Source organism: Fructilactobacillus sp. X2R5C3, assembly GCF_059901325.1.
On the sequence record NZ_JBWXUY010000001.1, the window covers coordinates 283,903 to 310,891 of the forward strand.

Here is a 26,989-nt window from a genome sequence, read left to right on the forward strand (position 1 = left end):
TTTGTGATTATTAAGGCTTGAGGTAATTCCCTATTTAGCTGTTTATCTATTGACATATTTAAATTCCCTTAATATACATACGCTAAAAATATATTAAATTTGCGCATAAAAAAAGAGCTTGGTTACCAAGCTCTTTTTTAAAATTACCATCTTAAAATAGCTGCAACTTTCTTGTCAGTTGGCATATCGTCAGCAGGCAATACAGTAACATCACCATCAAGGCCAAGAACTGTCAATGCTAATGAGTTTAATTCATTAGATGGACGTGAACCTTCGGCGTTAACTTCAACGTCCTCACCGTTATCCTTGCTTTGAACGTAAGCATCCTGTTGGATGATTAGGTTAGCAATTCGGTCGTCAATGGCAGCCTTCAAGATTTCATCGTAGTCATCAGTGGTCTTCTTAGCACCGTCGGCTTTGTCATAGACGTCTTTCATTGATTTCTCACCATCTGAAACGAAGTTATCATGGATGGTTTGAGCAACTTCTTGAACGTTTTCGCCAGCGTTTTTAACGGCGGCATCCATTTCAACGTGTTTGTCTTCAACCACGTATGGGTTGTGAGTAGCACGGTTGAAACGGCCTTCGTCTTCAGCGTTTGCAACAACTACTAATGGATTGTGGTCCTTGTTTGAAACATGTTTTTGAACATATTTGTCAACCAATTCGTAGTATTCGTGAGTGTCCCACTTAGCTCCGTTCTTTCTAGGATCATCTTGGGTCTCAGTCTCAGTCTTGTCTGAGTCAAATGGATCTGGAGTATCGGTATCGTCATCAACAACGCTCAAGTCGTTAACGTGGAATACTTTGAAGTCGTCACGTTGTAAGAACAACATGTCAAAGTCAGGAACAAATTGGTATTGTCTTACGATTGGTAAGATTTGGAGTCTGTCTGAGAATGAGAATGCTGTTTGTGGAGCGTAGTTCAATTGAGCAACTTCGATGGAATCGTTAGTTACGTACATGATGATCCCCTTAGCAATGGTTGCCTTAGGTTGTAAAGTCTTTAAGTAGTTCTTAATTTGAAAATCATAGGCGTTCCAAAGTTCTGGTTTATATTGCTTTTGAAATGCTTTTTTAGCAGTGTCAACCAAACTGTTGATTTGGGTGTTGTCTCTACGAGTATTGTCTTCCTTAGGATCCAAGGGTACAGTGATTGTTAAAACTGGACCGTTATCGGATTCCAAGTCAAGCAAGTTTTTAATTTGATCTTTTTTGTCATGCTTAGCCATGGTAAAACCTCCATTAATAAATTGTTACTATACTCTACTATATTACCATTTTTAAAAACAATTGGAAACGGGTACCTCGATTAGAGTTTATCGGTTACCAGTCGTTTAATTAAAAAGAACACAATGAGGGCAAAAACGACGATGATACCGATTAACACCATCAGTTTCTTGAAACTCCCCTGCAAAATCGTGTCACCACCAAGCGAATAGATGATTGAGATGGGAATGCTTCCTAGAATCGTCGCAATCTTCACTTTCTTGTCTGGAAACCGTTTCTTATCCTGATTGGCCTGAAAACTGACTAGAAACGTTGGGATAAAGGGGATCGAATATCCGATAATCAGACCGAGGAGGGGATGCTTTAAGTGTTTAAAGTGTTTGGCGTACTTATTGTTCTCGTATTTTCTAGCAATCCCTTTAAATGATGAAACAATTTTAGTCGTCCCAAAGTTCCCGGCTGAAAGTCCAATCACGTTGATGATAATGCCAAGCCATTTCCCAAAACAAATCCCGGTGATGACACCGACAACTGCGACTGGTGCCCCTGGAATCATGGTCAAGATGTACAACAAGAAAATCAATAAGACAGCATCAATTAGACCGTGGTCACGGATTTCTTGAATCGCCGTGCCGCGGGTAGCTGGATTGAACATCATTTTAATCTCTGGCCAATAATCCATGAATAGGATGTAAAAGAAGAGAACGGCGATGACAATGCCAAGGTATTTTAAAATGTCCATGCGATGTTCTTTAATGAATTCTACGATGATAAAAGACTCCTCCAAATGTTATAGCTATATCTTATAAGAAAATCTTAGCCACGTCTATTCTTTCGAAAAAAATAAGCCAACCGTTTAGGGGTTGGCTTATTAATTATTTTTCGGCGTGCTTCAAAACGTTTTGAGCGATGAAGGAAGCATACTTTGGCGTTCCTTGCACGTTAGGGTGCGTCTGGTCTTGATAGAGGTACTGTGGATGTGACTTAGCATAATCATACCAGTCGATCACATACAGGTTCTTATACTTCTTTTGAGCCTTCTTTAGAAACGAATTAACCTGGTTCTGCCATGGCTGGGTCGGAACGTAGGTGTTAATCCAGAAGACGTGCCGGTTCTTTCCCGCAATTTCCATATACTGTTTCATTGTCTCATCACTAATGGCACCGTTAGTTCCAAGGCCGATAATGACGTTTTTACCCAACAAACCTTGTTGTTGCATACTCTTCATGATGGCAACGCCATCTTGAGGGTGACGCGAGGTAGCAGCGTCAATGTATAGTTTTGGAAAGATCTTTTGCAGATTATCGCGTCCAGACAGCATGACTGAATCACCAATTGCACTTCCGGAAAGGTTCTGAGCTTCTTGGAGTTGTTGCTTGGTTAGTCCGTCTTTTTCCAGCTTCTTATTGACTTTCGTGTTCTTTGATTTTTTACCGGATTTGATTTCTTTGGCTAGTTTTTCGTTGTGCTTATCTTGTGCCTTAGAGTTTTTTTGAATTCGGTTGGCCAGTTGCGTGTGATTGGCGGCCTTCGGATTAACCGTGGTTGATTGGAAGATACCAACCGTGCCAATGGTTAATACAATAATTGCTAGGATCTTTAGGACCATGTGATGTTTAAAGCACGATGTCAGCCAATCTTTAATCTGGTCAAGACTCATCTTGTAAACGTTGAGGAGAGTCTTGAAAAACTCAGGGACCCGATGGTAATCGTATTTAGCGAGCGGAACCTCAATGAAGCGGTACGATAATTCTGAGATAACAATGATAATCGCAATTTCGATAAGAGCGTATAACCATTGATGATCAGCTACATCTTTAAATTTGTCGGCAAAGAAGACAAAAACAGGGAACTGGTAAACATAGATTTCATAACTTCTAGAACCAATCCAGTCAAATAACTTATTGGTTAGGATGCGGTTCCAGTGACTATTAGGATGAACAACCGCCATCATGGCCATTATGGTAAAGATCGAGAACAGTGCCATGCCACCACGATACAAAAATGGTGACTGTGAACCAGTGGTAACGATGATCCAGCCCATTCCTACCATTCCGATTAGACCAAAGACGTCCAGTAGAAATGACTTTTGGTTGTCATGATCGCGTTTCTGGGTACTCGGCCAGAAAACGGCCAGGGCGGCGCCAAAAAGAATTGAGAACATTCGGGTGTCAGTCCCGTAGTAAACTCGACTAGGATCACTACCGGGATGATACAGAACGGCCATTAAAAGGACTGAAAGAACTGATAATAAAATGGCAGTGTAAAAAATTGGGTGTTTGTTTCCGTGGAATTTTTTAAGTAAGAAGTAGGCAATTAGTGGCCAAATTAGGTAGAATTGTCCTTCAATTGCGAGGGTCCAAAGATGAGTAAATGGAGAAGCACTTCCAGCAAAGTTCTGGAAGTACGATTGACCATTCATAATTTCCCACCAGTTATATACGTAAGCTAAGTTAGATACGACGCTCTGCCATAGATTCGCTAGTAGATTACGTTGAAACAATGTTATGTATGCAGCGGTCGCAAATAACATCGTAATGAGGGTGGGATACAGCCGCTTTAATCGTTTTGACCAAAAGTAGCCGTAGCGGAAATGGTTCGTTTCATGATATTCGGTAATCAGATGATCGGTAACCAAATATCCTGACAACGTCAAAAACACCGGAACCCCTAGGTATCCTCCACTAAATACGCTAGGTGACAGGTGATATAAGATGACACAGATAACGGCAAGTGCCCGTAAGCCGGTGAAGCCGGTAATAAACCGACGTTTTGTAGTTTTATTATTCATATTATTGGATCCCTAATTATTAGTTTGTATAACAGCAAGTCTAGCACGCAAAGACCGCACTGTATACGGGTTTCAGCAAATCTTAAGAAAAAGATTTTGGGCACAAAAAAACATCTACCATAATTGGTAGATGTTTTTAAAAATATAATTAACTTAATTAGTCACCACTAGCAAGTTTAGTCTTGTCAGTATTCTTAGTGATTTCGATGGTGTCTTTTCTGAGATCAGCCTTAAGATGTTTAACATCTTGGTGATCCAAGTAGTACATCGCAATCTTATCTCTTAATTGTTGTTCGATTACTCGACGTAATGGACGAGCACCCATGGCTTCATCGTAACCTTGGTCCATCAACCATTTCTTAGCATCTGGAGTTACGTAAAGTTCCATGTCTTTTTGAGCTAAGGTATCGTTTAAGTTACCAATCATTAGGTCAACAATCTTGCTCAAGTCTTCCTTAGTCAAGTGTGAGAACTCAACAATGGCATTGAATCGGTTCAAGAATTCAGGTCTGAAGTATGGAGCCAAACGGTCCATAATTGACATGTCCTTCTTGTTGTTCTTGCTCATTGAATCGTTTCCGAATCCGGCGTTTGAAGTAGCAATGATAACGGTGTTCTTAAAGTCGACCACGTTACCTTGACCATCAGTCAAACGACCATCGTCCATAACTTGAAGTAATAGGGTAATTACTTGTGGGTTAGCCTTTTCAATTTCATCAAGCAATACGATTGAGTATGGGTTTCTTCTTACTTGTTCAGTAAGGGTATTACCATTGTCACCGTAACCAACGTAACCAGCTGAAGTACCAATCATCTTGGATACAGCAGTTACATCTTGGTATTCTGACATATCAAGTCTGATGATTGAGTTTTCATCGTTGAACATGTCTTTAGCCAATTGCTTAACTAATTCAGTTTTACCAACACCAGTAGGTCCAACGAATAAGAATGAACCAATTGGACGGTTACCCTCGTCAAAACCGGCACGGTTTCTACGGATAGCGTTAACAACTAGGTCAACAGCTTGGTCTTGACCAATGACACGGCCCTTAAGACGAGTATCCATACCCTTCAATCTTTCAAGGTCGTTAGCACTCATTTGTGAAACTGGAATACCAGTTAATCTTTCAACTGAGTCAGCAATGTCTGATACCTTTGCAACAGGACGGTCAGTGTTAGTGTCGTCACTCTTAAGCTTCTTTTCGATATCTTCGATCTTAGTCTTTGCTTTAGCTGCATCTTCGTACTTTTCAGCTTTAGCTGCGTCTTCTTTTTCCTTCTTAGCATCCTTTAATTCACTTTCAAGGGTAACCTTGTCAGTAACAGGGTGCTTTGCGGCCAAGTGAGCAGCGGTCATATCGATCAAGTCAATGGCCTTATCAGGTAATGAACGTTGAGGGATGTATTGAACTGAGTAGTCAACGGCAGCTTTTAAAACATCGTCAGGTAAGGTAACTTGATGATGGTCTTCGTAAGCTTTCTTGATGCCCTTCAAGATTTCAAGGGTAGTAGCTTTACTTGGAGCGTCAACAGTAACGTCATTGAAACGACGTGCAAGTGCAGAGTCTTTCATAATGGTGTTTCTGTATTCGTCTTGAGTGGTGGCACCAATAACTGAGATTTCACCACGGCTCAAAGCGGGCTTGATCATGTCAGCTAACCCTTTGCTTCCAGATTCGTCACCAGAAGCACCGGCACCGACGATTTGATGAATTTCATCAAAGAATAGGATAACGTTTTTACGTTCTTCAACTTCTTTGATTAATTTTTGAATATTTTCTTCGTATGAACCACGGTATTGAGTACCGGCTTCAAGAGAAGATAAATCGATTGAAATGATTTGCTTGTCTTTGATTGCGCCAGGGACATCACCCTTAACGATCTTTTGAGCTAAACCTTCAACGATGGCAGTCTTACCAACACCAGCGTCACCAACTAAAATTGGGTTATTTTTGATACGACGACTCAAAATTTCAGCGGTTTCTTGGATTTCTTTGTCACGTCCAATAACTGGGTCAAGTAAACCTTGTTTAGCTTCATCAGTTAGGTTTCGACCAACTTTGTCCAAGTAACTTTCAGCTTTCTTTTGTTGCTTGGCATTGTTGCCTCCGCCGTTTCTACCACGACGACCAGGAATTTGACCTGATTTTCTCATTGCTTCAACTTCTTCAGGAGTAAGTTCGTGACCGTTAACAACGTAACGAGCATTAGGGTTTTGACCCATTCCTCCATTCATTAGACTATTAAATAAATCGTCCATTCCGTTTCCGAATGGATCATTTCCAAAATTGTCTGCCATGTGCAATTTCCCTCTTTCCTATTTTCACCACTTGGTGAGTTTATAACTACATAAGATAAACAATAGGAACATATCTCAAGTTCCAATTCTAATTATACCAGTTTTGAATTGAATGCATAGTAATTAGCTCATATCTACCGGGTTTGGTCAACGTTGGTCAAACTATTTCCCTTGACTGGTGCTGATTTGCAAGATTTTTAATTTATAGTTTACTTCAGGGGCTTTTACTGAAATTGTTTCATTAAGATGATGACCTAGTAATGATTTTCCAAGTGGAGAATCGTAAAAAATTTTGTTTTCATCTAATTTAGAGAATTCAGCTTCTTGTTTCCCCACAATAAGGAAGGAATCTAAATCACCGTCTTCTAAAAATTGCACTTTAACCTCGCTACCAATGCCGATTCGGTCATTATCAGGTTTTCTAACAATCTCAGCATATTGTTCTTGTTTTCTAAAATAACGCAAGCGACTTTCTAATCGATGGAGTTCTCTTTTAGACGTACTGTACTCCGCGTTTTCAGAACGGTCACCCAGAGCAGCGGCGTCGTGTAAGGCTTGGATTTTTTCCGGACGATTTTTTTGCAGCTTTTTGATTTCATCTTGAATCTGTTTGTAGCCGTTGCGTGTCATTTTATTAAAGTATGTCGCCAACTTAGTTCACCTCAGTCTTTTTCCTTTTTTCGCCCAAATTTTAACATAGTGTAGTTTAAATAATGGTAACAAAAGGTAACTTATTGCCTTATAAAGTTTTCATCGTTAGCAGCTTATGATATTATTACACTATGATTAATTCAAAATCGATTTTATTCTAAGGAGAAATAATATGAGAAGCCGTCACATGGAGAAGAAATCTCATAAGACTCGTAACATCATTATTCTAGTTGTGATCGTGATTGTAGCGATTGTTTTAGCGTTTTTAGGATATGGTGCTTACAAGTATAAATCTGCATCAAATGAAATTAACAAAGCTTATAAGAGTGCAGGAATCAAGAAACAACGAGATACTGACGCGCTGTTAAATCATAAAAAACCAATTTCAATCCTATTACTTGGGACTGATACGGGTGCTCTTGATCGTGATTATAAAGGTCGAACCGATACTTTAATGGTTGCCACTCTTAATCCAGAGACCAAGAAAATGACGCTCACAAGTATCCCACGTGATACTGCCGTTAATATTCCCGGGTATCCACAGTATTCACCATCTAAGATTAATGCCGCTTACACTTACGGAAGTGCTGGGACTGCCATTCAGACCGTTGAAAAACTGTTAAACGTTCCAATTGATTTCTATGTCTTAATTAACATGGGTGGCTTAAAGGAAATCGTTGACCAAGTAGGTGGAGTGACTATCACACCAACGTTGTCCTTTAGTTATGAAGGCTATAACTTCAAGAAGGGTCAACCAACTAAGATGGACGGAAAAGAAGCACTTTCTTATTCAAGAATGAGATATTCTGACCCAGCTGGTGACTATGGAAGAACAATGCGGCAACGTCAGGTTCTCCAAGCCATTGCAGCTAAGGGTGGTTCGGTATCACATCTCATGAATAATGACTTCATTAGTTCAATTGCCAAGTCCAGTCAGACTGATTTGGACTCAAGTGATTTGACGAAACTTGCTACTAGTTACCGAGAACACGGTGACTTTGTTGATAATCATCTTCAGGGTGAAAACCAGATGATTGAGAACTCAGCAATGCAGGTGCCAACGGAAAGTCAATTGCAACAGACTACCAACTTCATTCGGAAGAATCTAGGTTTGCCTGCCGCTAAGACTGGAACCGCAGCTTATCACTAGATTTAAATAGCAACGAAATGTTCTCCTAAGTTTATGAGGAGGACATTTTAGCGTAAAGGGTAATTAGAACTAAGTATGAGGGAGTCATGATGAATGGAAGAGAACCTAAAGAGAAAGACGATCTGGCTTGATCCCAAAAAAGTCCAGAATCGCCCAGTCTACTTTACGTGTAAAAGAATATTTGACATCACTGCCAGTCTAATTGGGCTTATCTTACTAAGTCCTTTATTCTTAGTACTTAGCATTCTAATCAAGTGTGATGGTTCGCACGGCAAAGTTTTTTACACGCAAAAACGAGTTGGTTGTAATGGGGACGTCTTCAACATGTATAAGTTTCGGTCGATGATCCCTAACGCTGACAAAAAATTAGCTGAACTTAAAAAATTTAATGAAGTTGATGGGGCTATGTTTAAGATGAAGGATGACCCCCGAGTTACCAAGGTCGGGCGTTTCATTCGAAAGTATAGTTTGGACGAACTGCCTCAGTTAGTGAACGTCTTGATTGGTGAAATGTCACTGGTTGGACCACGCCCACCGCTTCCAAAAGAAGTGGCCGAATACACGGACTATGATCGCCAGAGACTGTTAGTCAAACCTGGCTGTACTGGTTTGTGGCAGGTGACGGGGAGAAATAACGTCGGTTTTGATGACATGGTTTATTTGGACATCGTCTACATTATGAACAGTGGTTTCTGGTTTGATCTGAAGATCATATGCAAGACGGTTCAGATTATGGTGGTTCCAAACGCTGCTTATTAAAGAGGTTGAAGGATGAAAATTGCAATTTTGGTGGCGTCCCATAAAGATGCACCGATGCCAAAAGATCAAGATTTGTACCGACCAATATTGGTTGGTGCTGACAAAAATTACAAGGGCCAAAAGGGTTTTCAACTGGATAATCAAGGTGACAACATCTCGGCCAAAAATCCCAATTACAATGAACTAACTGCTGTTTACTGGGCATGGAAGAACTTACATGATGTCGATGCCATTGGGCTGGTTCATTATCGTCGTCTTTTTAGCAAACACCTTGATCGTTCGCTTGATAAGGTGCTAACTAAGGAGCAGGCCGAAAAGATGCTAGAAAAGGCTCCAGTCGTGTTGCCACGAAAACGTTATTACGTCGTTGAAACCATTTATTCGCATTATGTGCACTCTCACTACAAAGAGCCGTTAGAGGAGACTCGTCAGGTCATTTCAGAAATCAATCCCGATTACTTAGCCAGTTTTGACCAGGTCATGCACAGTCGTTCAGCCCACATGTTTAACATGTTCATCATGAAAACAAATTACTTTGACGACTATTGTAAATGGCTCTTTAACATTCTTTTTAACGTCGAAAAACGAATTGACATTTCCAATTATTCGGTTCAAGAAGCGCGGGTCTTCGGTTATTTATCCGAAGTTTTGATGGACGTTTGGATTAATAAAAATCACGTTAAATATACCGAATGCAACTGGATTCAAATCGGTGATCGTCATTTAGTTAAAAAGGCGTGGGGCTTTGTAAAACGAAAGTTCTCCAGTAACGTCGGAAAAGACGAAACACACTATTAGAAAGAGGAGTCATTAATGACTGACTATGACATTAGTATTATCATGCCCAGTTTTAATTCGGAAAAATCAATTGGGAACGCCATTGATTCGATTTTCAATCAGAAAACCGATTTTAGCTTTGAGCTTTTAGTTATTGATGATGGATCCTCCGACGACACTGTAAATATTATCAAGTCACGGATGCTCCATCACAAGAGCATCCATCTTTTTTATACTGACCGTCAGTATCAAGCTGAGGCCAGAAACAAGGGGCTTAAGCATGCGATCGGCAAATACATCATGTTTTCTGATGATGATGATGAATATTTACCTGGATACATTCAAACGATGGGTGAGAAGATTCAAGATAGGCAACTAGTAATTGCGGGAATCGAGAAGAAATTTCCTAATGGTCGGGTCGAGGTTGAGGATCATTCTGTAATGGAGGATGCTACTAGTGATGCTCAGCTGCTTGGGGATTACCTGACTAAGAACCAAGAAATGGACGTCGGCCTTTGGAATAAGATTTTTGTTAAAGCCATTATTGATGAACATCAGATTAAAATGAGCAACAAGAACTTTTTTGAAGACAGTTTATTTGTGCTGCAGTACCTGTTGTCGATTAATTGGGAACAGATTGGCTACATCAATCAACCGATGTATTTATTGAACAAGCACGAGGGATCAACTACGAATACATATGATCCAGACTTACTTAAGAAGTGTAATGAGTACATTGATAAGGTCAATAAATTAATCGTAAACCACCCAGAATTAGCGAAATACCTCAGAAGCTTCAAGGCGCGGATTGACTTGTTTTACGTTCACCGCAACATCTTAAATAATCCGAATTGGGACGCTCAATCGCAGCGTTTGATCTTGCGGTCTTTAATTAGTTCGTCCGCTTTAAAGGAATTGAGCAAGAAGTATGTTGTTGCAATTATTTTGGCTTTCATGATGCCCAAGACTTACATTAAGTTGTATTCAAAACGAAAGTGAGAAATAGATTTGAACTTAAAATCTTTTATGTATAAGGCGTTTAACGACGCTCTTTACATCCCAATCTATCAAATTAAATATAAGAAACAATTTCAAGCTTTGAAAGTTAGGTCCATTGAACAAACCATCGATGCGATTACTAGGAATCATATTTCTCTTAGCCGATTTGGTGATGGCGAGTTTAAATGGATTAACATGACGGGGCAGAAATCGTTTGAACGCGATTCAAAAGAATTAAGCAAACGACTTTTGGAAGTGCTGCACTCAAATCTTAATGGTCATGGGATTGGGCTTCCCCAAGCATTTAGAGATCCAAGTATCATGAACGCTGACATGTACTGGGAACGTGAAATGGGGAAGTATGGTTCTGAGTGGCTTAAGGATTTAAACCAAAATAAGATTTACTATAATACCAGTGTGACACGTCCGTATATGGATTTAAAAGATAAGAACATTGCTAAGTACGTTTTTAATGAGTTTAAAAAGTATGTCTCAGATAAAAAGATATTAGTAATTGAGGGTGACCAAACCCACTTTGGCAGGGGAAACGATTTGTTAGAAAGTGCCAGTGAGGTCTTGAGGCTAGAATGCCCAAGTCACAATGCCTTTGAACAATATGATGATATCCTCACGCGATCGAAGGGCCTCATCATAAAAGAAAATCCAGACTTAGTCCTAGTTGCACTGGGACCAACGGCGACCATTCTTTCGTATGACCTGACTAAAACTTTAAACAAACAGGTTCTTGATATCGGCCACTTTGATGTAGAGTATACTTGGTTTTTAAACGGGGATAAAAAAAGAACCAAGATTGATGGGAAAGCCGTTAATGAAGTAAAAAATTAAGAAAGTGAGATTTAAAATGAAAAAGAACATTACTATTGCAGCCTCTTTTTTAAGTGGGCATGGTGGTACCGAAACTGTTTTGTCATTTATCGGCAATGATAAAAAAATAAATGATTCTTTTAATTTAAACCTTTTTCTTTTTGATAATGTTCGATATAAAAAGTTTATTGATTCTGCTGGATTTAATAAGATCAGCAAAACTAAGTTAAATAATAAATTCTTATGTACGATTAGATATATATCTTTTTTAATTAACTTCAGTGGTGATGCTTTAATAATTACCAATCAGACCATGATAATGATTGCTTATTATATTAGAAAAATATTAAATAAGCATTTTAAAATAATTTCTTGGATGCATTTTTCGTTAGGAAATAAATCTGTTCAAAGTAATGTCAAGCGAGTTGCTATGGCAGATTATCATTTAGTGATTTCATCTGGAATTAAAAATGAATTGATTAAAAATGGTGTAGATCCTAAAAATATTCAGATTATATATAATCCTGTGTCTGAAAAAAATAGGACTATTTTTCCTAATCCAAATGTTTGTAAATTTATATACGTTGGTCGTTTAGAAACCGAAAGCCAAAAAAACCTTCTTCCGTTAGTTAAACATATGAATAAATTATCTGGAAATTGGACTTTTGATATATACGGTGATGGTCCACAAAAAGACCAATTAGAAGATTATGTTAACAATGACGCAAATTTAAGACGTAGAATTTCATTTAAAGGTTGGACTAATGATCCCTGGACAAAAATTAAGTATGCCAATGCACTATTACTTAATTCTAATTTTGAAGGATTTCCGATGGTTATTGCTGAAGCGTTGAGTTTCGGCATACCTTGTGTTTCGTCTGACTGTAAAACAGGACCAAATGATATGATTATAAATGGTAAAAATGGTTTTCTATATCCTGTAGGTGATTACGGAACAATGATTCAAGATTTGAATAGTATCATTGACAATAATGTAACTTTTAATCCTGAAACTATTAAGAAATCAGTTGATTTTGCTTACCCCCAAAACTATGAAAATAGATTTATTAAAGCTTTACAAGGCTTTTCTAACTAGAGGTGTGTTGATTTGAAAAATAAAGTAACAATCGTCGTCGCTTTATCTGGGAGAGGTGGAGTAGAAACGGTTATTGACCATGTTATGCATGATAATTTAATCACTAAGAGCTTAGATCTTTCATTATTTGGCTATAATCGATTCGAATTTCATGATCTTGAAAATAAATTGAAAGGATTGAAGACTAATTATACAAATATGTCCTCAAAGTTTTTGTGTCTGATGAGATATTTGCATTTTCTTATTACATATGATGGCGATGCACTTATAATTACTAATCCGGTTCAAATTTTATTTGCAAAATACGTTAAAATTATTTTTAGAAAAAAGTATAAAGTTATTTCGTGGATTCATACTGCTTTAATTCAAAACGGTTTAAAAGAACGGGTATGGATGATTAAAATGGCAGATGATCATCTTGTTATTTCATCTGGAATAAGAGATGAAATGATCCATGCTGGAGTTAATCCAACAAGTATACAGATAATTTACAATCCAGTTAAAAAAGAAAAAAAGACCATTGTCCCTGACTCTAAAGTATGTAAGTTCATATATATTGGGAGATTAGAAGCTAAAAATCAAAAGAATTTATTTCCACTTATCAATCTTTTAAGTAAAACGTCTGGCAATTGGGAACTAGATGTATATGGCAGTGGTAATGATATGGAAAAGCTAGAGAAGTTTGTTGATAGTAGTAAATCTTTAAAAAATAAAGTTATTTTTAAGGGTTGGTCAAGTGATCCATGGAGTAAAATCAATCGAGCCAATGTATTATTACTAAATTCTAACTACGAAGGATTTCCTATGGTTCTTGCTGAAGCATTAAGTTTTGGAATCCCATGTATATCAACAGATTGTCCTACAGGACCTAATGATATGATTAAACAAGGCAAGAATGGATATTTATATGATATTGGGGATTATGAAAAACTTCAAAGATATTTGAAAAGTTTTATTGATGATAATGTTCACTTTAGTGGGCAAGAGATAAAGGATTCTATTAATTTTTTGTATGATAATGAATATGCTAATAGATTTGTAAATGATGTAAATGAAATTATTAAATAGGAGAATTGTATGGATAAGAAGGTAGCTTTAGTACTTGTTACTTATAACAGACTCGACTTGCTAAGGGGTTCATTGGAGAAGATTTATGAACAGGATTATCCGGTAACTGATGTTTATGTTATTAATAATGATAGTAATGATGGTACTAGCAATTATTTAAAGCAGTTAGAACAAACCAAATCAAATCTTCATGTAAAAAATTTAAATAAAAACGTTGGTGGTGCCGGTGGGTTTAATGCTGGTTTAAAGTATGCCCATAAATCTGGTCCATACGATTATTATTGGATAATGGATGATGATACTTATCCTGAGTCTTCGTCTTTAGGGAAGTTAATGAACACTACTGATTTATTGAGCGATGATATTGGATTTTTGGCAAGTGATGTGGTCTGGACTGATGGATCGCCAGCGTTAATGAATGTTCCAACTGTAAATGGAGTTTGGAATGGCAAAGTTGAAGATGACATTGTTGAACTAAAAGCAGCATCATTTGTTTCTATGCTTGTAAGTAACAGGGCACTTGAAAATTGTGGTCTTCCAATTAAAGAGTTCTTCATTTGGGGAGATGATGCAGAGTTTTCACAGAGAGTTTCTCAAAAATACCCCTCTTATTTCGTAATGGATAGTCAGGTTGTTCATCATACCAAAACTAATAATGGTGCTAATATAATTACAGATGATTATAAAAGAATTGGGAGATACTATTATGAGACACGGAATCGATGCTTTATGTGTAAGAAGGCTGGATTCAAGAAGGTAATTAAGTATTTTATTGATCGTGTTTGTGTATCTATCGAAATTTTATTCACAAAAACAGATCATAAATTTAAAAAAGTTTGGATTCTTATTAAAGGATTTTTTGCAGGTTTATTCTTTAATCCATTAATTGAGAATGTTAAATAAAATAATGATTTGAGAAGGATTTTTATTTTTATTTATTAAAAAGGAAAGAGATCTATGAAGAGCAGTAGTAAACTTTTAGGGGTATTGGATATCTTATTCATTGCGGTTATTATTTTTAGCTGTAATACAATATATTTTTCATCAGGATATCCACATTCTGGAATTTTAAAATTAATAGTTCCTATATCAGGGATAATAATTTTGACTGGTTATTTTATTTTTGTGTCAATAAATGATAAGTGGAAACTCACACAATATTCATTACCATTGAAAGTATCAATGATTTACATTGTTTTAATGACTATTTTTATATTTTTTAGTAGGACACCTGGATATTATTCTACTATTCATATATTAGTATCTCTTTATTTAGTTCCTATTGTAATGTTTTTAATATGTTATTTCATTTGGAAGTTAAATCGAGAAAGCTTTGTGATCAATACAATTGTTGATGTGTCGGTTGTTCTAGCTGTCTTGTCTTTGATTTTTTGGATTGCAGCAGAGATGGGTATAATGCCAAACTTTTCCTTTAAAATAAATTGGAACGGTGTACATGATGTATATGGATACTTCGGTCTTCAATTTATAACTCAGGGTACAGTTCGGGCATTTGGTCTAAATATTGTAAGAAATACTGGGTTATTTACTGAATCTCCAATGTTTTCTTTTGTATTAACAGTTTCGTATATTTTAAATTTATTTTATTTAAAACATACGAAATTTTTTAAGCCTAAAGCTTTTGTTTTATTTATTACAATTTTAACAACAGTATCAACAACCGGAGTTTTAATATCTTTGATAGCTTATTTAGGTTATAAATGGTCTAAACATAAAAGCTTAATTTCGTCAATGTCTTCTCGTCTGAAATATGTTGTTATTTGTACTGTCATTTTGATTTTTGTTATTGTAGTTTCCATAATATTAGTAAATAAGTTTATGACCTTTGCAGGTTCAGTGAGTGTGCGTACTGATGATTTTGTTGCTGGATTTAGAGCATTTTTAAAAAGTCCAATTTTTGGGAATGGAATTGGTAATTATCATTCTATAAAAGAATTTATGATGCCATCCAGATTAGTTAAAGGCGGAAATATTGGATTTTCTTCTGGCACTATGGAAATACTTGCATATGGAGGTATTTATCTCCTTTGCATTTACTTTATACCCTTAGTTAGCTGCATAATAAATTGGAATAAAAAAGATATATTCGTTATGCTATTATTATTGTTGTTACTAACGTTTACTATTGTTAATGAAACACCTTTATTGATATTTATGTTGATGTTCTTTTTCTGTAAGGAACTTGTTGTTAGAAAGGATGAAGGTTAATGGACTATTTAGTTGTTGGTTCTGGATTATTTGGATCAACCTTTGCATACGAAGCTGCTAAACGCGGCAATCACGTTGAGGTGATTGAGAAGCGTAATCACGTTGGTGGCAATATCTATACCAAAGAAGTAGAGGGCATCCAAGTTCACGAATATGGAGCTCACATTTTTCATACCAAGATGAAGGACATCTGGGACTACGTGCATCAATTTGCGGATTTTAACAACTACGTTAACAGTCCCATTGCCAACTACCACGGTGAAATCTATAACATGCCGTTTAACATGAATACTTTTAATAAACTGTGGGGAGTTAGAACGCCGGCAGAAGCTAAGGCTAAGATTGAAGAACAAAAGCGGAATGCTAATATTCCGGATAAGCCCACTAACTTGGAAGAACAGGCTATCTCACTAGTTGGTCCTGACTTGTACGAAAAATTGGTAAAAGGCTATACCGAGAAGCAGTGGGGCAGAAAAGCCACTGATCTACCAGCCTTTATCATTAGAAGAATTCCAGTTCGGTTTATTTATGATAACAACTACTTTAGTGATCCATACCAGGGAATTCCAATTGGTGGATACACTCAAATTATCGAAAAGATGCTTGCTAGCGACTTAATCGATGTTAAAACTAACACTGATTTTTTTGATAAGAAGGATGAGTATCTGAAGTCTGGTAAGCGTATCATCTTTACCGGAATGATTGACCAATTCTTTGAATATCAATTAGGAGCTCTGGAGTACCGTAGCTTGAAGTTTGATACTGAAGTGAAAGACGTTGATAACTACCAAGGAAACGCGGTAGTCAACTATACTGATGCTGATACCCCTTATACTAGAGTTATTGAACACAAACACTTTGAGTTTGGTAAGGGTAACAAGCACAAGACCGTCATCACTCACGAATATCCCAAGACCTGGCATCGTGGGGATGAACCATACTATCCAATCGATGATAAAAAGAATCGTTCTTTGTACAAGAATTACGTAGAATTAGCTGAAAAAGATGCGCCAAACGTTGTCTTTGGTGGCCGTTTAGGTCAGTATCGTTACTACAACATGGATCAGACCATCATGTCAGCTTTGAGATTAGTTAAAAACGAATTTGGTGAATAGATTTGGGTAAAGTAATTAAGAACTATTTATATAATGCCTCCTATCAACTATTTATATTAATAGTTCCTTTGTTAACCACACCTTATTTGGCACGTATTTTAGGCCCACAGGGTGTGGGAATTAATTCATATACTAATGCTAATATCCAATACTTCATTATTTTTGGAAGTGTTGGGGTCGCACTTTACGGTAATCGGCAGATTGCGTATGTGCGAAACAATAAGCAAAAACTAACCAATACTTTTTATGAAATATTCTTTATGCGAATAGTAACAATTGGTATTGCTTACATCGCCTTTTTTATTTTTTTAGCTCTCGTTCATCGTTATCATAGTTATTATATTGCGCAATCTTTCTCATTGCTTGCGGCAGCTTTTGATATTTCTTGGTTTTTCCAGGGTGTGGAGAATTTTAGAGTTACGGTTCTAAGAAACTTTGTTGTAAAGATAATAACTCTTATTAGTATTTTTTCTTTTGTTAAATCCTACAATGACTTATGGCTATACATATTTATTTTGTCGATGTCATTGTTGATTGGGAATTTGACTTTATTTCCAAGCTTAAAGGGATATTTAGGGAAAGTAGATTGGCAAAATTTCCACTGGTTTAGGCATTTTTGGCCGTCAATGGTTCTTTTTATTCCTGAGATTGCCACTCAAATTTACTTAGTGGTTAATAAAACGATGCTGGGAGCAATGACTTCTGTTACTGCGGCTGGTTACTTTGATCAATCTGATAAGATTGTTAAATTATCGTTAGCCGTTGTCACTGCAACGGGAACAGTCATGCTTCCCCATGTGGCAAATGCCTTTATGCATGGAAAACATGAGAAGGTTAAAGGTTATCTTTATCAAAGCTTTGAGTTTGTTACGGCGCTATCCATTCCAATTGCATTTGGAATTGCGGCTGTTGCACCAACATTTGTTCCATTATTCTTATCTAAAAGATTCTTAGAAGTCATTCCACTTATGATGATTGAATCTATTGTAGTGGTTATGATTGCCTGGAGTAATGCAATTGGAGTTCAGTACCTGGTTCCTACCAACCAAAACAAGGCCTACAATTATTCAGTTATTATTGGAGCTGTTATTAACATTGTTGCCAACGTTCCTTTAATTTTATTATGGGGAGCAATTGGAACTACTATTGCAACAGTTCTGTCAGAAGCAAGTGTCACTGCTGTACAATTATATGCAATTAAGGATGAAATTAGTTTTAAAAACTTATTCAGAGACTTTTGGAAGTATCTAACTGCAGGAGTTTTAATGTTTGCTATCGTATTCGGTCTTAATCTATATCTTCATATCTCGTGGAGCCACTTAATTATTGAAGTTTTACTTGGTATAATCATTTATAGCATTATGTTACTGATTTTAAGACCTAATATTATTAATATTACTATTAAAAAGATAAAAGAAAGATAATTAAGAAACGACGTGTTAATCTATTAGTTAATATTATTAGCTAATGATCATCACGTCGTTATTTTTATGGGAGTGATTTTATGAGGAAAGTATTGGTACTAGGCTCAACCGGTCAGCTAGGTAGTGCACTGTCAGACCTATTAAACAAGAAACAAATTGAATTTGAGGCACCTTCTTCAAAAGAAGTTGATGTAACTAATCAGAAACAAGTAACGGATTATTTTCAGATCCATCAACCAGAAGTTGTTTTTGATTGCGTTGGATACACCGACATTGTTAACGTCGAAAGGGAGCCGGGTAAAACCATCAACAGGAACGTGAACTTTCTTGGCACCGAGTATGTGGCGTTAGCCGCTAGAGATGTGAATGCAACGCTAGTCCATATCAGTACGAATCGGGTGTTTGACGGAAATGATAATTCTAAATCACATGTGATAACGGACATTCCCAATCCAATAAGTGAGTATGGTAAGCAGAAACGCATGGCAGAACGTGCCATCGAAGAAATTAGTACGAAATATTATACGATTCGAACGGCCAATCTATATGATGAAAATGGAAGTAAATTTGTTGATGAATTATTAAAAAGTGGTGAGATTAAGATTAGTAACCAACCAATGCAGGTAACCGATACTAGAAGATTGGCGGAGTTTATGTTGTTTGTAATCCAAAGTGATTTACCATATGGGATGTATCATTTAACAAACGAAAAATTAATTACTCCATGTGAATTTGCCAAGATAATCTTGAAAAGTCACATTTTGAAAATCTCCCCAGAAAGCACTGAAGGAAAGGACGTAAGGGAGCCCATTCTCGATTTGGGGAAGCTCAATGACACTTCATTTATGAATACAAGATAGTAAAATGACTTGCGAAAATTAATAATACTAAATCCCGATTTCTGCAATGTTTTTTAACATCCGTGTAATATTTTACTAATATTATTGAAATTTCTACCCCTTAACGTATTGACTGTTGAGAGGAGGAACAAAATGGAGTGGAAACATATTATTCTTACAGCAGTTAGCGTTACAGCTATTTTTACCACGGGCATAGCAGTCGCAAATAGTTCACGCGCTAATGTTAATGCTGATTCATCGCGCTACACCACCGTTAATAAGCTAGTCAAATTTCGAAAAGCACCACACGCCAATAAGCCTGTCAAAGTTATAAAATCAGAAAGTTCAGTGTCGAAATTAAGTCCGTCAGAGATGACAGCTAAGAATTGGATTGCTTATCATGAATCACGTGGTGAGTATCATGCTGAGAATCCAACTAATCCACAAGTGTATGGCAAGTATCAATTGACTAAGACTTACCTTCACGGGGATTACTCGAAGGAGAATCAAGAACGTACTGCTGACAACTACGTTCATGATCGTTATGGTTCATGGCAAAATGCTAAGAAGCATTGGGAAAGTAATAACTGGTACTAAATTAGTTTTAGCGCGGAAGGCTCATGATGAAAGTCATGAGCCTTTTTGTGTGCGTTTATAAGGGTTCATGATACAGTTAAGTCAGTAAATGACTAAGTAATGGAGGGATAAATATGACAGACAGATTAAAGAACAAAGTTGCAATCATTACTGGTGGAACACTAGGAATTGGCTATGCTATTGCTGAAATGTTCGCTAAAGAAGGAGCTAAAGTAACGATTACTGGACGTAATGAAGATCGTGGACGCGAAGCAGTTGAATCGATTGATAAAAAGTATCCTGGAACTGTAAAATTCATGAAACAGGATGTTTCTGATCCAGACCGTTGGCCAGAAGTCTTTGAAGAAACCGAAAAAGATTTCGGACAGGTAACGACCCTAATTAATAACGCTGGAATTGCCCTTGGTAAGTCTATTGAAGATACTACAACCGAAGAGTGGCATAAAGTTCTAAGCATCGATCTAGACGGAGTCTTTTACGGGATACGTGAAGGCATCAAACAAATGAAGAATAAAGGTGTTGGTGCTTCAATTGTGAACATGTCGTCGATTGAAGGATTAGTTGGTGATCCTAACCTAGGCGCTTACAATGCTTCTAAAGGTGCAGTTCGTATGATGTCCAAATCAGCGGCACTTGATTGTGCGTTGAAAGATTATGGTATTCGGATTAACTCTGTTCATCCTGGATATATTCAAACTCCAATGGTTAAACCAGACTTTGCGAAAGCAATGTCTCAACGTTCTAAAACTCCAATGGGACACCTAGGTAAACCAGAAGACATCGCATATGCAGCAGTTTACTTGGCTTCTGATGAATCTGAATTCACGACTGGTAGTGAGTTAGTGGTCGATGGTGGATACACGGCTCAATAAGATTTATTAAAACGAGAATGAAAGGACTATGCTACGTGCATAGTCCTTTTTTCTGTATTTTGATATTTTTTCTTATGATAAAATTAGAATATCTATATTATGAGGTGAATTGTCTATGGATAAGATATTGTCTTTTTGTAAAAAGTATTTTATATTAATTGTTTCAATTTGTTTGTTTATCTTAGTGTCATTTTGGGGAATGATCACTCCATTATTTTCAGATGATGCTTTGGCAGTTAGGATGAGTCCTAGTGAAATTTTACATAGTGGAATAAATGATTGGTTTGTGTGGAATGGAAGGTTTGTAGGTCAAACATTTTATAGAATTCTTGTGAATTTATCGCCATCAATTTATGGACTAGTTAATGCTTTAATTTTTATCCTTCTCCCATTACTTATGTTGGTTCTAACATTTAAGTTTTCGGGCAATACAAAGCACAAAAATTTAAAGTACATCTTAATAGTCGCAATGATTTTTGCTTTTTTCCCAAATTTCTCACTTAATTTCCTATACAGAGCAATTTCGGGGAATTATTTATGGACTGGAATAATAAATTTACTGTTTGTTATTTTGTGGATTCAATATAAAAACAATACAAGTAAATTAAGAAATATTTCTTATAGTATTTTGTTAATTGTTTTGGGTATAGTCGCAGGTTGGTGTAATGAAAATCTTGGAATTGGAATAATTGTTCTGCTTATTGGATTAACGTTAATTTCAACCCAAAAATATAAAGGGTTAAATGTTACGAAAGTTATCTCATTGATTGCTTATGTTTTTGGTTATGTCATGTTGCTCATTGCTCCAGGTAACATGGTTCGAGGAAGGTCCAGAGATCAAAGCTTTTTAAATAAATCATTTATTCAAAAGATTGCCACTAATCTTCCTACAATTAATCAATATGTTCTTCAACATATTCTTCCTTTGCTTATTATCTTTATTATTGTTCTATTTATTAATATTTATTTAGTTAAAAATCGTTATGTAATTTTAAGTGGTTGTATTTTGTTTATTTCAGCACTTATTACATTTTATGCACTATTACTATCTCCTGAGTCTGTTGATCAATCAAGATGCTACTTTTTTGGAACGATGCTATTGATCATTGCCATTGTTCAGTTAATACCATTTTCGTCTAATAATGATTTAATAAAAGTAGTGATAAATTCTTTTGTAGTTTGTTTGTGTGGATATGTATTATTAACTTTAAGTACTGGATTCATACTCTCATATAAAACGGATATGGAGCTATTGCAACAACAAAATATGATTAAAACTAAACTAAAAAATAAGAAAAATAATGGAAACATTACTGTGCCGAAAATAAATAGTGTTCCATACTCGGATTATGGTTTATGGGATATTCTCTCTGATAATCCAAACGATTGGCAAAACACATGTTATGCTCATATGTTTAAAGCTAAAAGTATTAAAGTAGCTGGAAATTATTAATCTGAAAAAAGACGACTAATCAGTCGTCTTTTTCTTTTGCTTAATTATTTCGTTAAAATTGCGTAAATACCAGCGATGACCAAGATGATCATGACAACTGCCATTACTACGATTCGTTTAACTTGAGTTTTGTGAAAATTATTAAATTTGTTTGCCATACTATTCTCCTCTGATTGATTATGAACATTTTAGCATTTAATAAGAGAAAAGAATTGCATTTTAACCACGATTTAATTCATAATTGGGTTGTTAAGATAAGGAGATAATTTAATGTTTAAAATAACAATTTACCATGCTGATGCGATGCAGAAGCAATACTTTGAAGATTATAATCAAACAGAATTTGACTTAAAGTTTGTTAATGAAAAGTTAACGATGGCCAATGTAAGCCAGGCTCAGGGATCAAACGGGGTTTTGATCGACGGGATGTGTGATGCTGACGGGACAATCGTTGACCACTTAGCCGATTATGGCGTCGAGTACTTGTTTACTCGTTCGGTTGGAGTTAATAACATTGACATTAAGCGGGCAACCGAAAAGGGCATTAAAGTTGCTAACGTGCCCGACTATTCACCACATGCGGTGGCAGAATTGGCATTTACCCTTGGAATGACCCTCTTTAGACACGTGGCTCAAGCCACTGCGAACACTCATGAGGCTGATTTTCGTATCTTACCATTGTACTTTAGTCGTGAGATTCACGATTCAACGGTTGGAATCATCGGTGCCGGCAGGATTGGAACGGCTGAAGCCCAGATGTATGATGCGGTTGGGGCAAACGTTTTGGCTTATCAACGGCATGCTGATCCTGATAATCATTCCGTTAAGTTTGTTGACATGGATGAGTTACTTACAAAATCGGATATTGTTTCCATTCACGTTCCACTCACTTCTGGTACGGAGAAGTTAATTGGCAAGACCGAACTCAATCAGATGAAGAACGATGCCATCCTGGTCAATACAGCTCGGGGCGGCGTGGTTGAAAACAACGCGGTTGCTGATGCCGTCGAGAATTTTGAAATTGGTGGTTATGGAACCGATGTCCTACTAGATGAAGGTCAGATTATGGGCAAAGAATTCAACAGTTTGGATGATGTTCCTAATGCTGAAGACAAGAAGCTAATTAAGAACTATCCCAATGTGATCGTCACGCCACACATGGGTTCGTTCACCGAGGAAGCCAATAAGGACATGGTTCGGATCAGTTTTGATAACTTTCAAAAAGTGATTGAGACTGGAAAACCACTTCATCCATTAAACTAAGGAGAGATATAATGGCAAAGATTACTGCTTATGATGTAAGGCCATTTGAAAAAGAATACTTTGTGGATTTAAATTCATATGACTTTGATTTAAATTTGGTTGAAAGACCATTGAAGATTGATACGGTTGACGAGGCAATGGGCACGGATGCCATCCTGATTGACGGTTCCTGTGTTGCTGATAAAGATGTCTTGGATAAGGTCAAGGATATGGGAATTAAGTATCTGTTTACCCGTTTTGTTGGTTACAACAACATTGATCTAGATGCTGCTGAGGCGGACGGGATTATGGTTGCTAACGTTCCTAGTTATTCACCATATTCCGTTGCCGAACTAGCACTGACGATGGGAATGGACCTATTCAGACACGTTGCCCAAGCAACGGTAAATACGAATAATGCTGACTTTCGCGTTCTGCCAACGTATTTCAGTAATGAAATTCATGATGCAACCGTCGGAATTATCGGAGTCGGTCACATGGGAAGTGCAGAAGCCAAGTTGTACCACAATCTTGGTGCCAACGTGCTTGGCTATCAGCGTCATCCAAATGATAACCCAGATGTAACATTCGTTGATGAAGATGAGTTGTTAAAGAAGTCGGACATTGTTTCACTTCATGTTCCTTATGTACCGGGTGAAAATGATGAAATGATTGGAGCTCCGGAATTAGCTAAAATGAAACGGAACGCTATTTTAGTTAACACTGCCCGTGGTGAACTGGTTGATACCAAGGCCGTTACGATTGCATTGTCTGGAAGTAACATCGGTGGATATGCCGCTGATGTAATTATTGACGAGAATCAGATTGACGGTAACGAGTTCAACTCATTAGATGACCTTCCTAATAAAGACGTGTTAGAATTAATGAAGCGTTATCCAAATGTTATTATTACTCCGCACATGGGTTATCTGACTAAACCAGCCACGGTCGACATGATCAAGGTTAGCTATGATAATTTCCACGAAGCAATGACAACGGGAAAGACCAAGAATCAAATTTAACGAAAGAAGTTTTGGAACATGGAATTAAAGAAACAATTCTTAGATCTTGAGAAGAATCGTCGGACCATCTATGACTTGGGTAAGGATGTGCCTTTCTCACAGGACGATCTATATACTTATATCAAGGAATTAATTAAATACACACCAAGTGCTTTCAATGGACAGACGGTTCGAGCTGTGATACTTTTCAACGAGAATCATGATAAGTTGTGGGATATCGTTGAAGATGCGCTGAGAGAAAAGGTACCAGCCGATGGATTTCTTCGTACCAAGGCAAAAATTTCAACTTTTAGGGATGCCTACGCATCAATCTTGTTCTTCACTGATATGGACAAGGTCAAAGAATTGCAAGGTCAATTTAAGACCTATCAATATGAGATGTACAACTGGTCTGAAGAGGGACAGGGAAACGCTCAATTTGCCGTTTGGACTGGTCTAGAAGAAAATGGACTTGGCGTTAACATTCAACACTATGATCCATTGATTAATTCTCAGGTGGCTTCAACCTTTGATATTCCTGATCACTGGCAGTTACGTGCTGAGATGAACTTCGGTTCAATCAACACTCCAGCTAGCGAAAAAGATTTCATGGATGATAGTAAGCGATTTAGAATGCTTAAATAGAATAATACGTAAAAGAGCGCGAAGATTTTGTCTTCACGCTCTTTTTGTGTACAAAATTAAATTTCTTATTTTTTATAAGTTCTGATATGATTATATATGTATTAATATTCTCTATTAAGAGGTGCTATTATCGCAAAATGTAAGAAGATTATACAAAAATATCCTAATTTTTTTATTTATTTATTATTTATTTTTTTAAGTACCATTATTGTTGCTCCATATTTTCATGGAAATGCTGTTGTGCCTGATCCATGGGATTTTCCCTTTCATTTATCACGAGTATATGAAAGTTATTTTAATTTGAAAATGGGTCATTTTTTCCAAATGATTCCCGATGTTATGACACATACGTTCTATCAATTTGGCTATCCGCAAAATCTTTTTTACCCAATCATAACTATCCTACCATTAGCATTTTTACACCTTGTTATTAATAATATGTATTTTTGTTATTTAGTGTTTTTAATTATAGTGAACTTTTTAGTATTTGTTTCAATGTATTTAAGCGTTAGAGGAATACTAAAAAGTAAATCAGGAGCATTAGTAGCATCCATTTTATATGGTTTTTGTCAGTATAAGTTTTTTGATATGTTTGTACGACAAGATATTGCAGAAACGTTAGTGTTTATATTTTTACCTATCGTTTTTTATGGAATATATCAAATTACCATCGGGAACTATAAAAAGTGGTGGATATTATCAATTGGGATGGCATTGATTTTATTATCTAATCTTTCTATTGCTGTTATTATAACTATTTTTGTTGTCGTTTCTTTACTAATAATGTTCATAAATGATACAGCACAAATCAAGAATCGATTAATTGTATTTATATGTAGTGGAATGCTAGCACTACTTCTCACATTATTTTTCATAGTTCCGTTTATAATTAATTATCATGTAACAGGAAATTTGGTTATTAAAAGTCCAATTTCTAATATTTCAATGGCAAAAAGCGCTATTCCAATTGATAAATTGATTTTCACCTTTTTGCCCCCTGATGGTACAGAGACCGCTCAGGGGATGGGAATAATTTTATTTGTTGTTTTTATTGTCAGTTTACTTTTGTGGAAAAGATTATCGAAAAACTTTAAATTTTTAGTATTGGAAGCCGGATTTTTTTTATTTGTTTGTACGGATCTTTTCCCTTGGCAAGTATTGGGTAATTCAATTTGTTCATTATTTCAATTTACATTTAGATTTTTAATTATCCCTTCATTTTTATTATCATTTATTGGAGCAAAAGAATTTCTTGTTTTTGCCGAAAATTGGAGTTTAAAAAAATCTTTTATCTCAATATTTTTGTTGATCTTTCTTGGAATCTCAATGTCAACTTCGTTTAATATGCATATGAAAGAAGCTTTACCTTTTCAATCAAACAATAATGAGGGACTTAATGAAGGAACTATGTTGAGGTCTGATTTTGAAAAAAATTATATGTATTCTATAGCTTTTGATTATTTGCCTAAAGAAGCATTACCTATTCTTCCTACTTTAAAAACTCATTCAATAAAGTTAATGAATCCAAAACAAGAAGAATTAAAACAGTATAAATGGGGAACTTCCTATAATGCGATTCATTATAGTATAAATTCAACAAGAAATATTTCTCATTTGCTTTTACCTAACATATATTACCCAGGGTTTCATGTATATGTTAATAATAAGGAAGTTCCAATTGAAATTCATAAAAAAGATAGGGTAATGGAAATATCGATCAAAAAGGGAACAAGTGATATTGACGTTGTATACCAAAAAACTTCGGCACAAATTATTACTTTGTGGATCAGTTTTTTCGGCTGGGTCACTTTAATTGGCTGGATTATTTATAGAAAATTTTTAAACATTAAAATAAAACGTAAAAATTTCAATGAATAATTAGAAAATGTGAATTTTATATTATTTAGAGGTGTTTTCGATCGAAAA

24 protein-coding genes are annotated in these 26,989 nt (G+C 36.3%); 19 read left to right on the plus strand and 5 right to left on the minus strand.

What is annotated here, in order from left to right:
* Nucleotides 1–143: 143 nt before the first annotated feature.
* From AC6UDE_RS01335 to greA, 5 genes are all read right to left on the minus strand, one after another.
* A complete protein-coding gene (locus AC6UDE_RS01335) occupies nucleotides 144–1,232 on the minus strand; it encodes a baeRF3 domain-containing protein (RefSeq protein ID WP_500695419.1) in 1,089 nt (362 codons plus the stop codon).
* An 80-nt stretch (nucleotides 1,233–1,312) separates the two neighbouring features.
* Nucleotides 1,313–1,972: a TVP38/TMEM64 family protein gene (locus AC6UDE_RS01340; protein WP_500696383.1), complete on the minus strand. Its 660-nt coding sequence runs from the start codon at nucleotides 1,970–1,972 to the stop codon at nucleotides 1,313–1,315.
* Nucleotides 1,973–2,105: 133 nt separating this feature from the next.
* Nucleotides 2,106–4,022 (minus strand): acyltransferase family protein, encoded by a 1,917-nt coding sequence (locus AC6UDE_RS01345; protein ID WP_500696384.1) that lies wholly within the window; start codon nucleotides 4,020–4,022, stop codon nucleotides 2,106–2,108.
* A 157-nt stretch (nucleotides 4,023–4,179) separates the two neighbouring features.
* The gene (locus tag AC6UDE_RS01350) at nucleotides 4,180–6,321 is read right to left on the minus strand and encodes an ATP-dependent Clp protease ATP-binding subunit (protein ID WP_500693328.1); all 2,142 of its coding nucleotides are present in this window, start codon (nucleotides 6,319–6,321) and stop codon (nucleotides 4,180–4,182) included.
* A gap of 162 nt (nucleotides 6,322–6,483) precedes the next feature.
* Complete coding sequence (greA, locus tag AC6UDE_RS01355; protein ID WP_500696570.1) at nucleotides 6,484–6,951, minus strand: transcription elongation factor GreA; 468 nt, start codon at nucleotides 6,949–6,951, stop codon at nucleotides 6,484–6,486.
* Between the two features lie 193 nt (nucleotides 6,952–7,144).
* Here greA and AC6UDE_RS01360 point away from each other — a divergent pair, with 193 nt between their 5' ends.
* The 19 genes from AC6UDE_RS01360 to AC6UDE_RS01450 all read left to right on the plus strand — a co-directional run bounded on the left by AC6UDE_RS01360 (nucleotide 7,145) and on the right by AC6UDE_RS01450 (nucleotide 26,941).
* Entirely contained in the window at nucleotides 7,145–8,122 is a 978-nt protein-coding gene (locus AC6UDE_RS01360; RefSeq protein ID WP_500696385.1) for an LCP family protein, read from the plus strand.
* Between the two features lie 93 nt (nucleotides 8,123–8,215).
* Complete coding sequence (locus tag AC6UDE_RS01365; protein WP_500693331.1) at nucleotides 8,216–8,881, plus strand: sugar transferase; 666 nt, start codon at nucleotides 8,216–8,218, stop codon at nucleotides 8,879–8,881.
* A gap of 12 nt (nucleotides 8,882–8,893) precedes the next feature.
* A complete protein-coding gene (locus AC6UDE_RS01370; protein WP_500696386.1) occupies nucleotides 8,894–9,679 on the plus strand; it encodes a DUF4422 domain-containing protein in 786 nt (261 codons plus the stop codon).
* A 15-nt stretch (nucleotides 9,680–9,694) separates the two neighbouring features.
* A complete protein-coding gene (locus AC6UDE_RS01375; protein WP_500696387.1) occupies nucleotides 9,695–10,657 on the plus strand; it encodes a glycosyltransferase family 2 protein in 963 nt (320 codons plus the stop codon).
* Between the two features lie 9 nt (nucleotides 10,658–10,666).
* Nucleotides 10,667–11,503 carry a GT-D fold domain-containing glycosyltransferase gene (locus AC6UDE_RS01380; protein WP_500696388.1) on the plus strand — a complete coding sequence of 279 codons (837 nt, stop codon included), beginning with the start codon at nucleotides 10,667–10,669 and terminating at the stop codon, nucleotides 11,501–11,503.
* A gap of 16 nt (nucleotides 11,504–11,519) precedes the next feature.
* Entirely contained in the window at nucleotides 11,520–12,578 is a 1,059-nt protein-coding gene (locus AC6UDE_RS01385; protein WP_500696389.1) for a glycosyltransferase, read from the plus strand.
* Nucleotides 12,579–12,590: 12 nt separating this feature from the next.
* Nucleotides 12,591–13,646 (plus strand): glycosyltransferase, encoded by a 1,056-nt coding sequence (locus AC6UDE_RS01390; protein WP_500696390.1) that lies wholly within the window; start codon nucleotides 12,591–12,593, stop codon nucleotides 13,644–13,646.
* Between the two features lie 9 nt (nucleotides 13,647–13,655).
* Nucleotides 13,656–14,549 carry a glycosyltransferase family 2 protein gene (locus tag AC6UDE_RS01395; RefSeq protein ID WP_500696391.1) on the plus strand — a complete coding sequence of 298 codons (894 nt, stop codon included), beginning with the start codon at nucleotides 13,656–13,658 and terminating at the stop codon, nucleotides 14,547–14,549.
* Between the two features lie 54 nt (nucleotides 14,550–14,603).
* On the plus strand, nucleotides 14,604–15,875 hold the full coding sequence (locus AC6UDE_RS01400; RefSeq protein WP_500696392.1) for a hypothetical protein: 1,272 nt from the start codon (nucleotides 14,604–14,606) through the stop codon (nucleotides 15,873–15,875).
* Nucleotides 15,875–16,990 carry a UDP-galactopyranose mutase gene (gene glf, locus AC6UDE_RS01405; protein WP_500696393.1) on the plus strand — a complete coding sequence of 372 codons (1,116 nt, stop codon included), beginning with the start codon at nucleotides 15,875–15,877 and terminating at the stop codon, nucleotides 16,988–16,990. Before AC6UDE_RS01400 ends, glf begins: the two co-directional genes overlap by 1 nt.
* A 2-nt stretch (nucleotides 16,991–16,992) precedes the next feature.
* Nucleotides 16,993–18,414, plus strand: a complete 1,422-nt coding sequence (locus AC6UDE_RS01410) for an oligosaccharide flippase family protein (protein ID WP_500693339.1) — start codon at nucleotides 16,993–16,995, stop codon at nucleotides 18,412–18,414.
* 80 nt (nucleotides 18,415–18,494) lie between these two features.
* Entirely contained in the window at nucleotides 18,495–19,274 is a 780-nt protein-coding gene (locus AC6UDE_RS01415; RefSeq protein ID WP_500696394.1) for an SDR family oxidoreductase, read from the plus strand.
* A 132-nt stretch (nucleotides 19,275–19,406) separates the two neighbouring features.
* Entirely contained in the window at nucleotides 19,407–19,850 is a 444-nt protein-coding gene (locus AC6UDE_RS01420; protein ID WP_500693341.1) for an aggregation-promoting factor C-terminal-like domain-containing protein, read from the plus strand.
* A 113-nt stretch (nucleotides 19,851–19,963) separates the two neighbouring features.
* Nucleotides 19,964–20,722 carry an NADP-dependent (R)-specific alcohol dehydrogenase gene (locus AC6UDE_RS01425; protein ID WP_500696395.1) on the plus strand — a complete coding sequence of 253 codons (759 nt, stop codon included), beginning with the start codon at nucleotides 19,964–19,966 and terminating at the stop codon, nucleotides 20,720–20,722.
* 115 nt (nucleotides 20,723–20,837) lie between these two features.
* A complete protein-coding gene (locus AC6UDE_RS01430) occupies nucleotides 20,838–22,175 on the plus strand; it encodes a DUF6056 family protein (RefSeq protein WP_500696396.1) in 1,338 nt (445 codons plus the stop codon).
* Between the two features lie 270 nt (nucleotides 22,176–22,445).
* Nucleotides 22,446–23,438 (plus strand): NAD(P)-dependent oxidoreductase, encoded by a 993-nt coding sequence (locus AC6UDE_RS01435; protein ID WP_500696397.1) that lies wholly within the window; start codon nucleotides 22,446–22,448, stop codon nucleotides 23,436–23,438.
* Nucleotides 23,439–23,449: 11 nt separating this feature from the next.
* Nucleotides 23,450–24,439: an NAD(P)-dependent oxidoreductase gene (locus AC6UDE_RS01440; protein WP_500696398.1), complete on the plus strand. Its 990-nt coding sequence runs from the start codon at nucleotides 23,450–23,452 to the stop codon at nucleotides 24,437–24,439.
* 18 nt (nucleotides 24,440–24,457) lie between these two features.
* Nucleotides 24,458–25,063: a nitroreductase family protein gene (locus tag AC6UDE_RS01445; protein ID WP_500696399.1), complete on the plus strand. Its 606-nt coding sequence runs from the start codon at nucleotides 24,458–24,460 to the stop codon at nucleotides 25,061–25,063.
* Between the two features lie 240 nt (nucleotides 25,064–25,303).
* The gene (locus AC6UDE_RS01450) at nucleotides 25,304–26,941 is read left to right on the plus strand and encodes a YfhO family protein (RefSeq protein WP_500696400.1); all 1,638 of its coding nucleotides are present in this window, start codon (nucleotides 25,304–25,306) and stop codon (nucleotides 26,939–26,941) included.
* Nucleotides 26,942–26,989: the final 48 nt, after the last annotated feature.

Coding starts and splice junctions, on each gene's coding strand:
- AC6UDE_RS01335 (WP_500695419.1), bottom strand. CDS start 1,232: ATGGCTAAGCATGACAAAAAAGATCAAATTAAAAACTTGCTTGACTTG.
- AC6UDE_RS01340 (WP_500696383.1), bottom strand. CDS start 1,972: ATGGACATTTTAAAATACCTTGGCATTGTCATCGCCGTTCTCTTCTTT.
- AC6UDE_RS01345 (WP_500696384.1), bottom strand. CDS start 4,022: ATGAATAATAAAACTACAAAACGTCGGTTTATTACCGGCTTCACCGGC.
- AC6UDE_RS01350 (WP_500693328.1), bottom strand. CDS start 6,321: ATGGCAGACAATTTTGGAAATGATCCATTCGGAAACGGAATGGACGAT.
- greA (WP_500696570.1), bottom strand. CDS start 6,951: ATGACACGCAACGGCTACAAACAGATTCAAGATGAAATCAAAAAGCTG.
- AC6UDE_RS01360 (WP_500696385.1), top strand. CDS start 7,145: ATGAGAAGCCGTCACATGGAGAAGAAATCTCATAAGACTCGTAACATC.
- AC6UDE_RS01365 (WP_500693331.1), top strand. CDS start 8,216: ATGGAAGAGAACCTAAAGAGAAAGACGATCTGGCTTGATCCCAAAAAA.
- AC6UDE_RS01370 (WP_500696386.1), top strand. CDS start 8,894: ATGAAAATTGCAATTTTGGTGGCGTCCCATAAAGATGCACCGATGCCA.
- AC6UDE_RS01375 (WP_500696387.1), top strand. CDS start 9,695: ATGACTGACTATGACATTAGTATTATCATGCCCAGTTTTAATTCGGAA.
- AC6UDE_RS01385 (WP_500696389.1), top strand. CDS start 11,520: ATGAAAAAGAACATTACTATTGCAGCCTCTTTTTTAAGTGGGCATGGT.
- AC6UDE_RS01395 (WP_500696391.1), top strand. CDS start 13,656: ATGGATAAGAAGGTAGCTTTAGTACTTGTTACTTATAACAGACTCGAC.
- AC6UDE_RS01400 (WP_500696392.1), top strand. CDS start 14,604: ATGAAGAGCAGTAGTAAACTTTTAGGGGTATTGGATATCTTATTCATT.
- glf (WP_500696393.1), top strand. CDS start 15,875: ATGGACTATTTAGTTGTTGGTTCTGGATTATTTGGATCAACCTTTGCA.
- AC6UDE_RS01415 (WP_500696394.1), top strand. CDS start 18,495: ATGAGGAAAGTATTGGTACTAGGCTCAACCGGTCAGCTAGGTAGTGCA.
- AC6UDE_RS01420 (WP_500693341.1), top strand. CDS start 19,407: ATGGAGTGGAAACATATTATTCTTACAGCAGTTAGCGTTACAGCTATT.
- AC6UDE_RS01425 (WP_500696395.1), top strand. CDS start 19,964: ATGACAGACAGATTAAAGAACAAAGTTGCAATCATTACTGGTGGAACA.
- AC6UDE_RS01430 (WP_500696396.1), top strand. CDS start 20,838: ATGGATAAGATATTGTCTTTTTGTAAAAAGTATTTTATATTAATTGTT.
- AC6UDE_RS01435 (WP_500696397.1), top strand. CDS start 22,446: ATGTTTAAAATAACAATTTACCATGCTGATGCGATGCAGAAGCAATAC.
- AC6UDE_RS01440 (WP_500696398.1), top strand. CDS start 23,450: ATGGCAAAGATTACTGCTTATGATGTAAGGCCATTTGAAAAAGAATAC.
- AC6UDE_RS01445 (WP_500696399.1), top strand. CDS start 24,458: ATGGAATTAAAGAAACAATTCTTAGATCTTGAGAAGAATCGTCGGACC.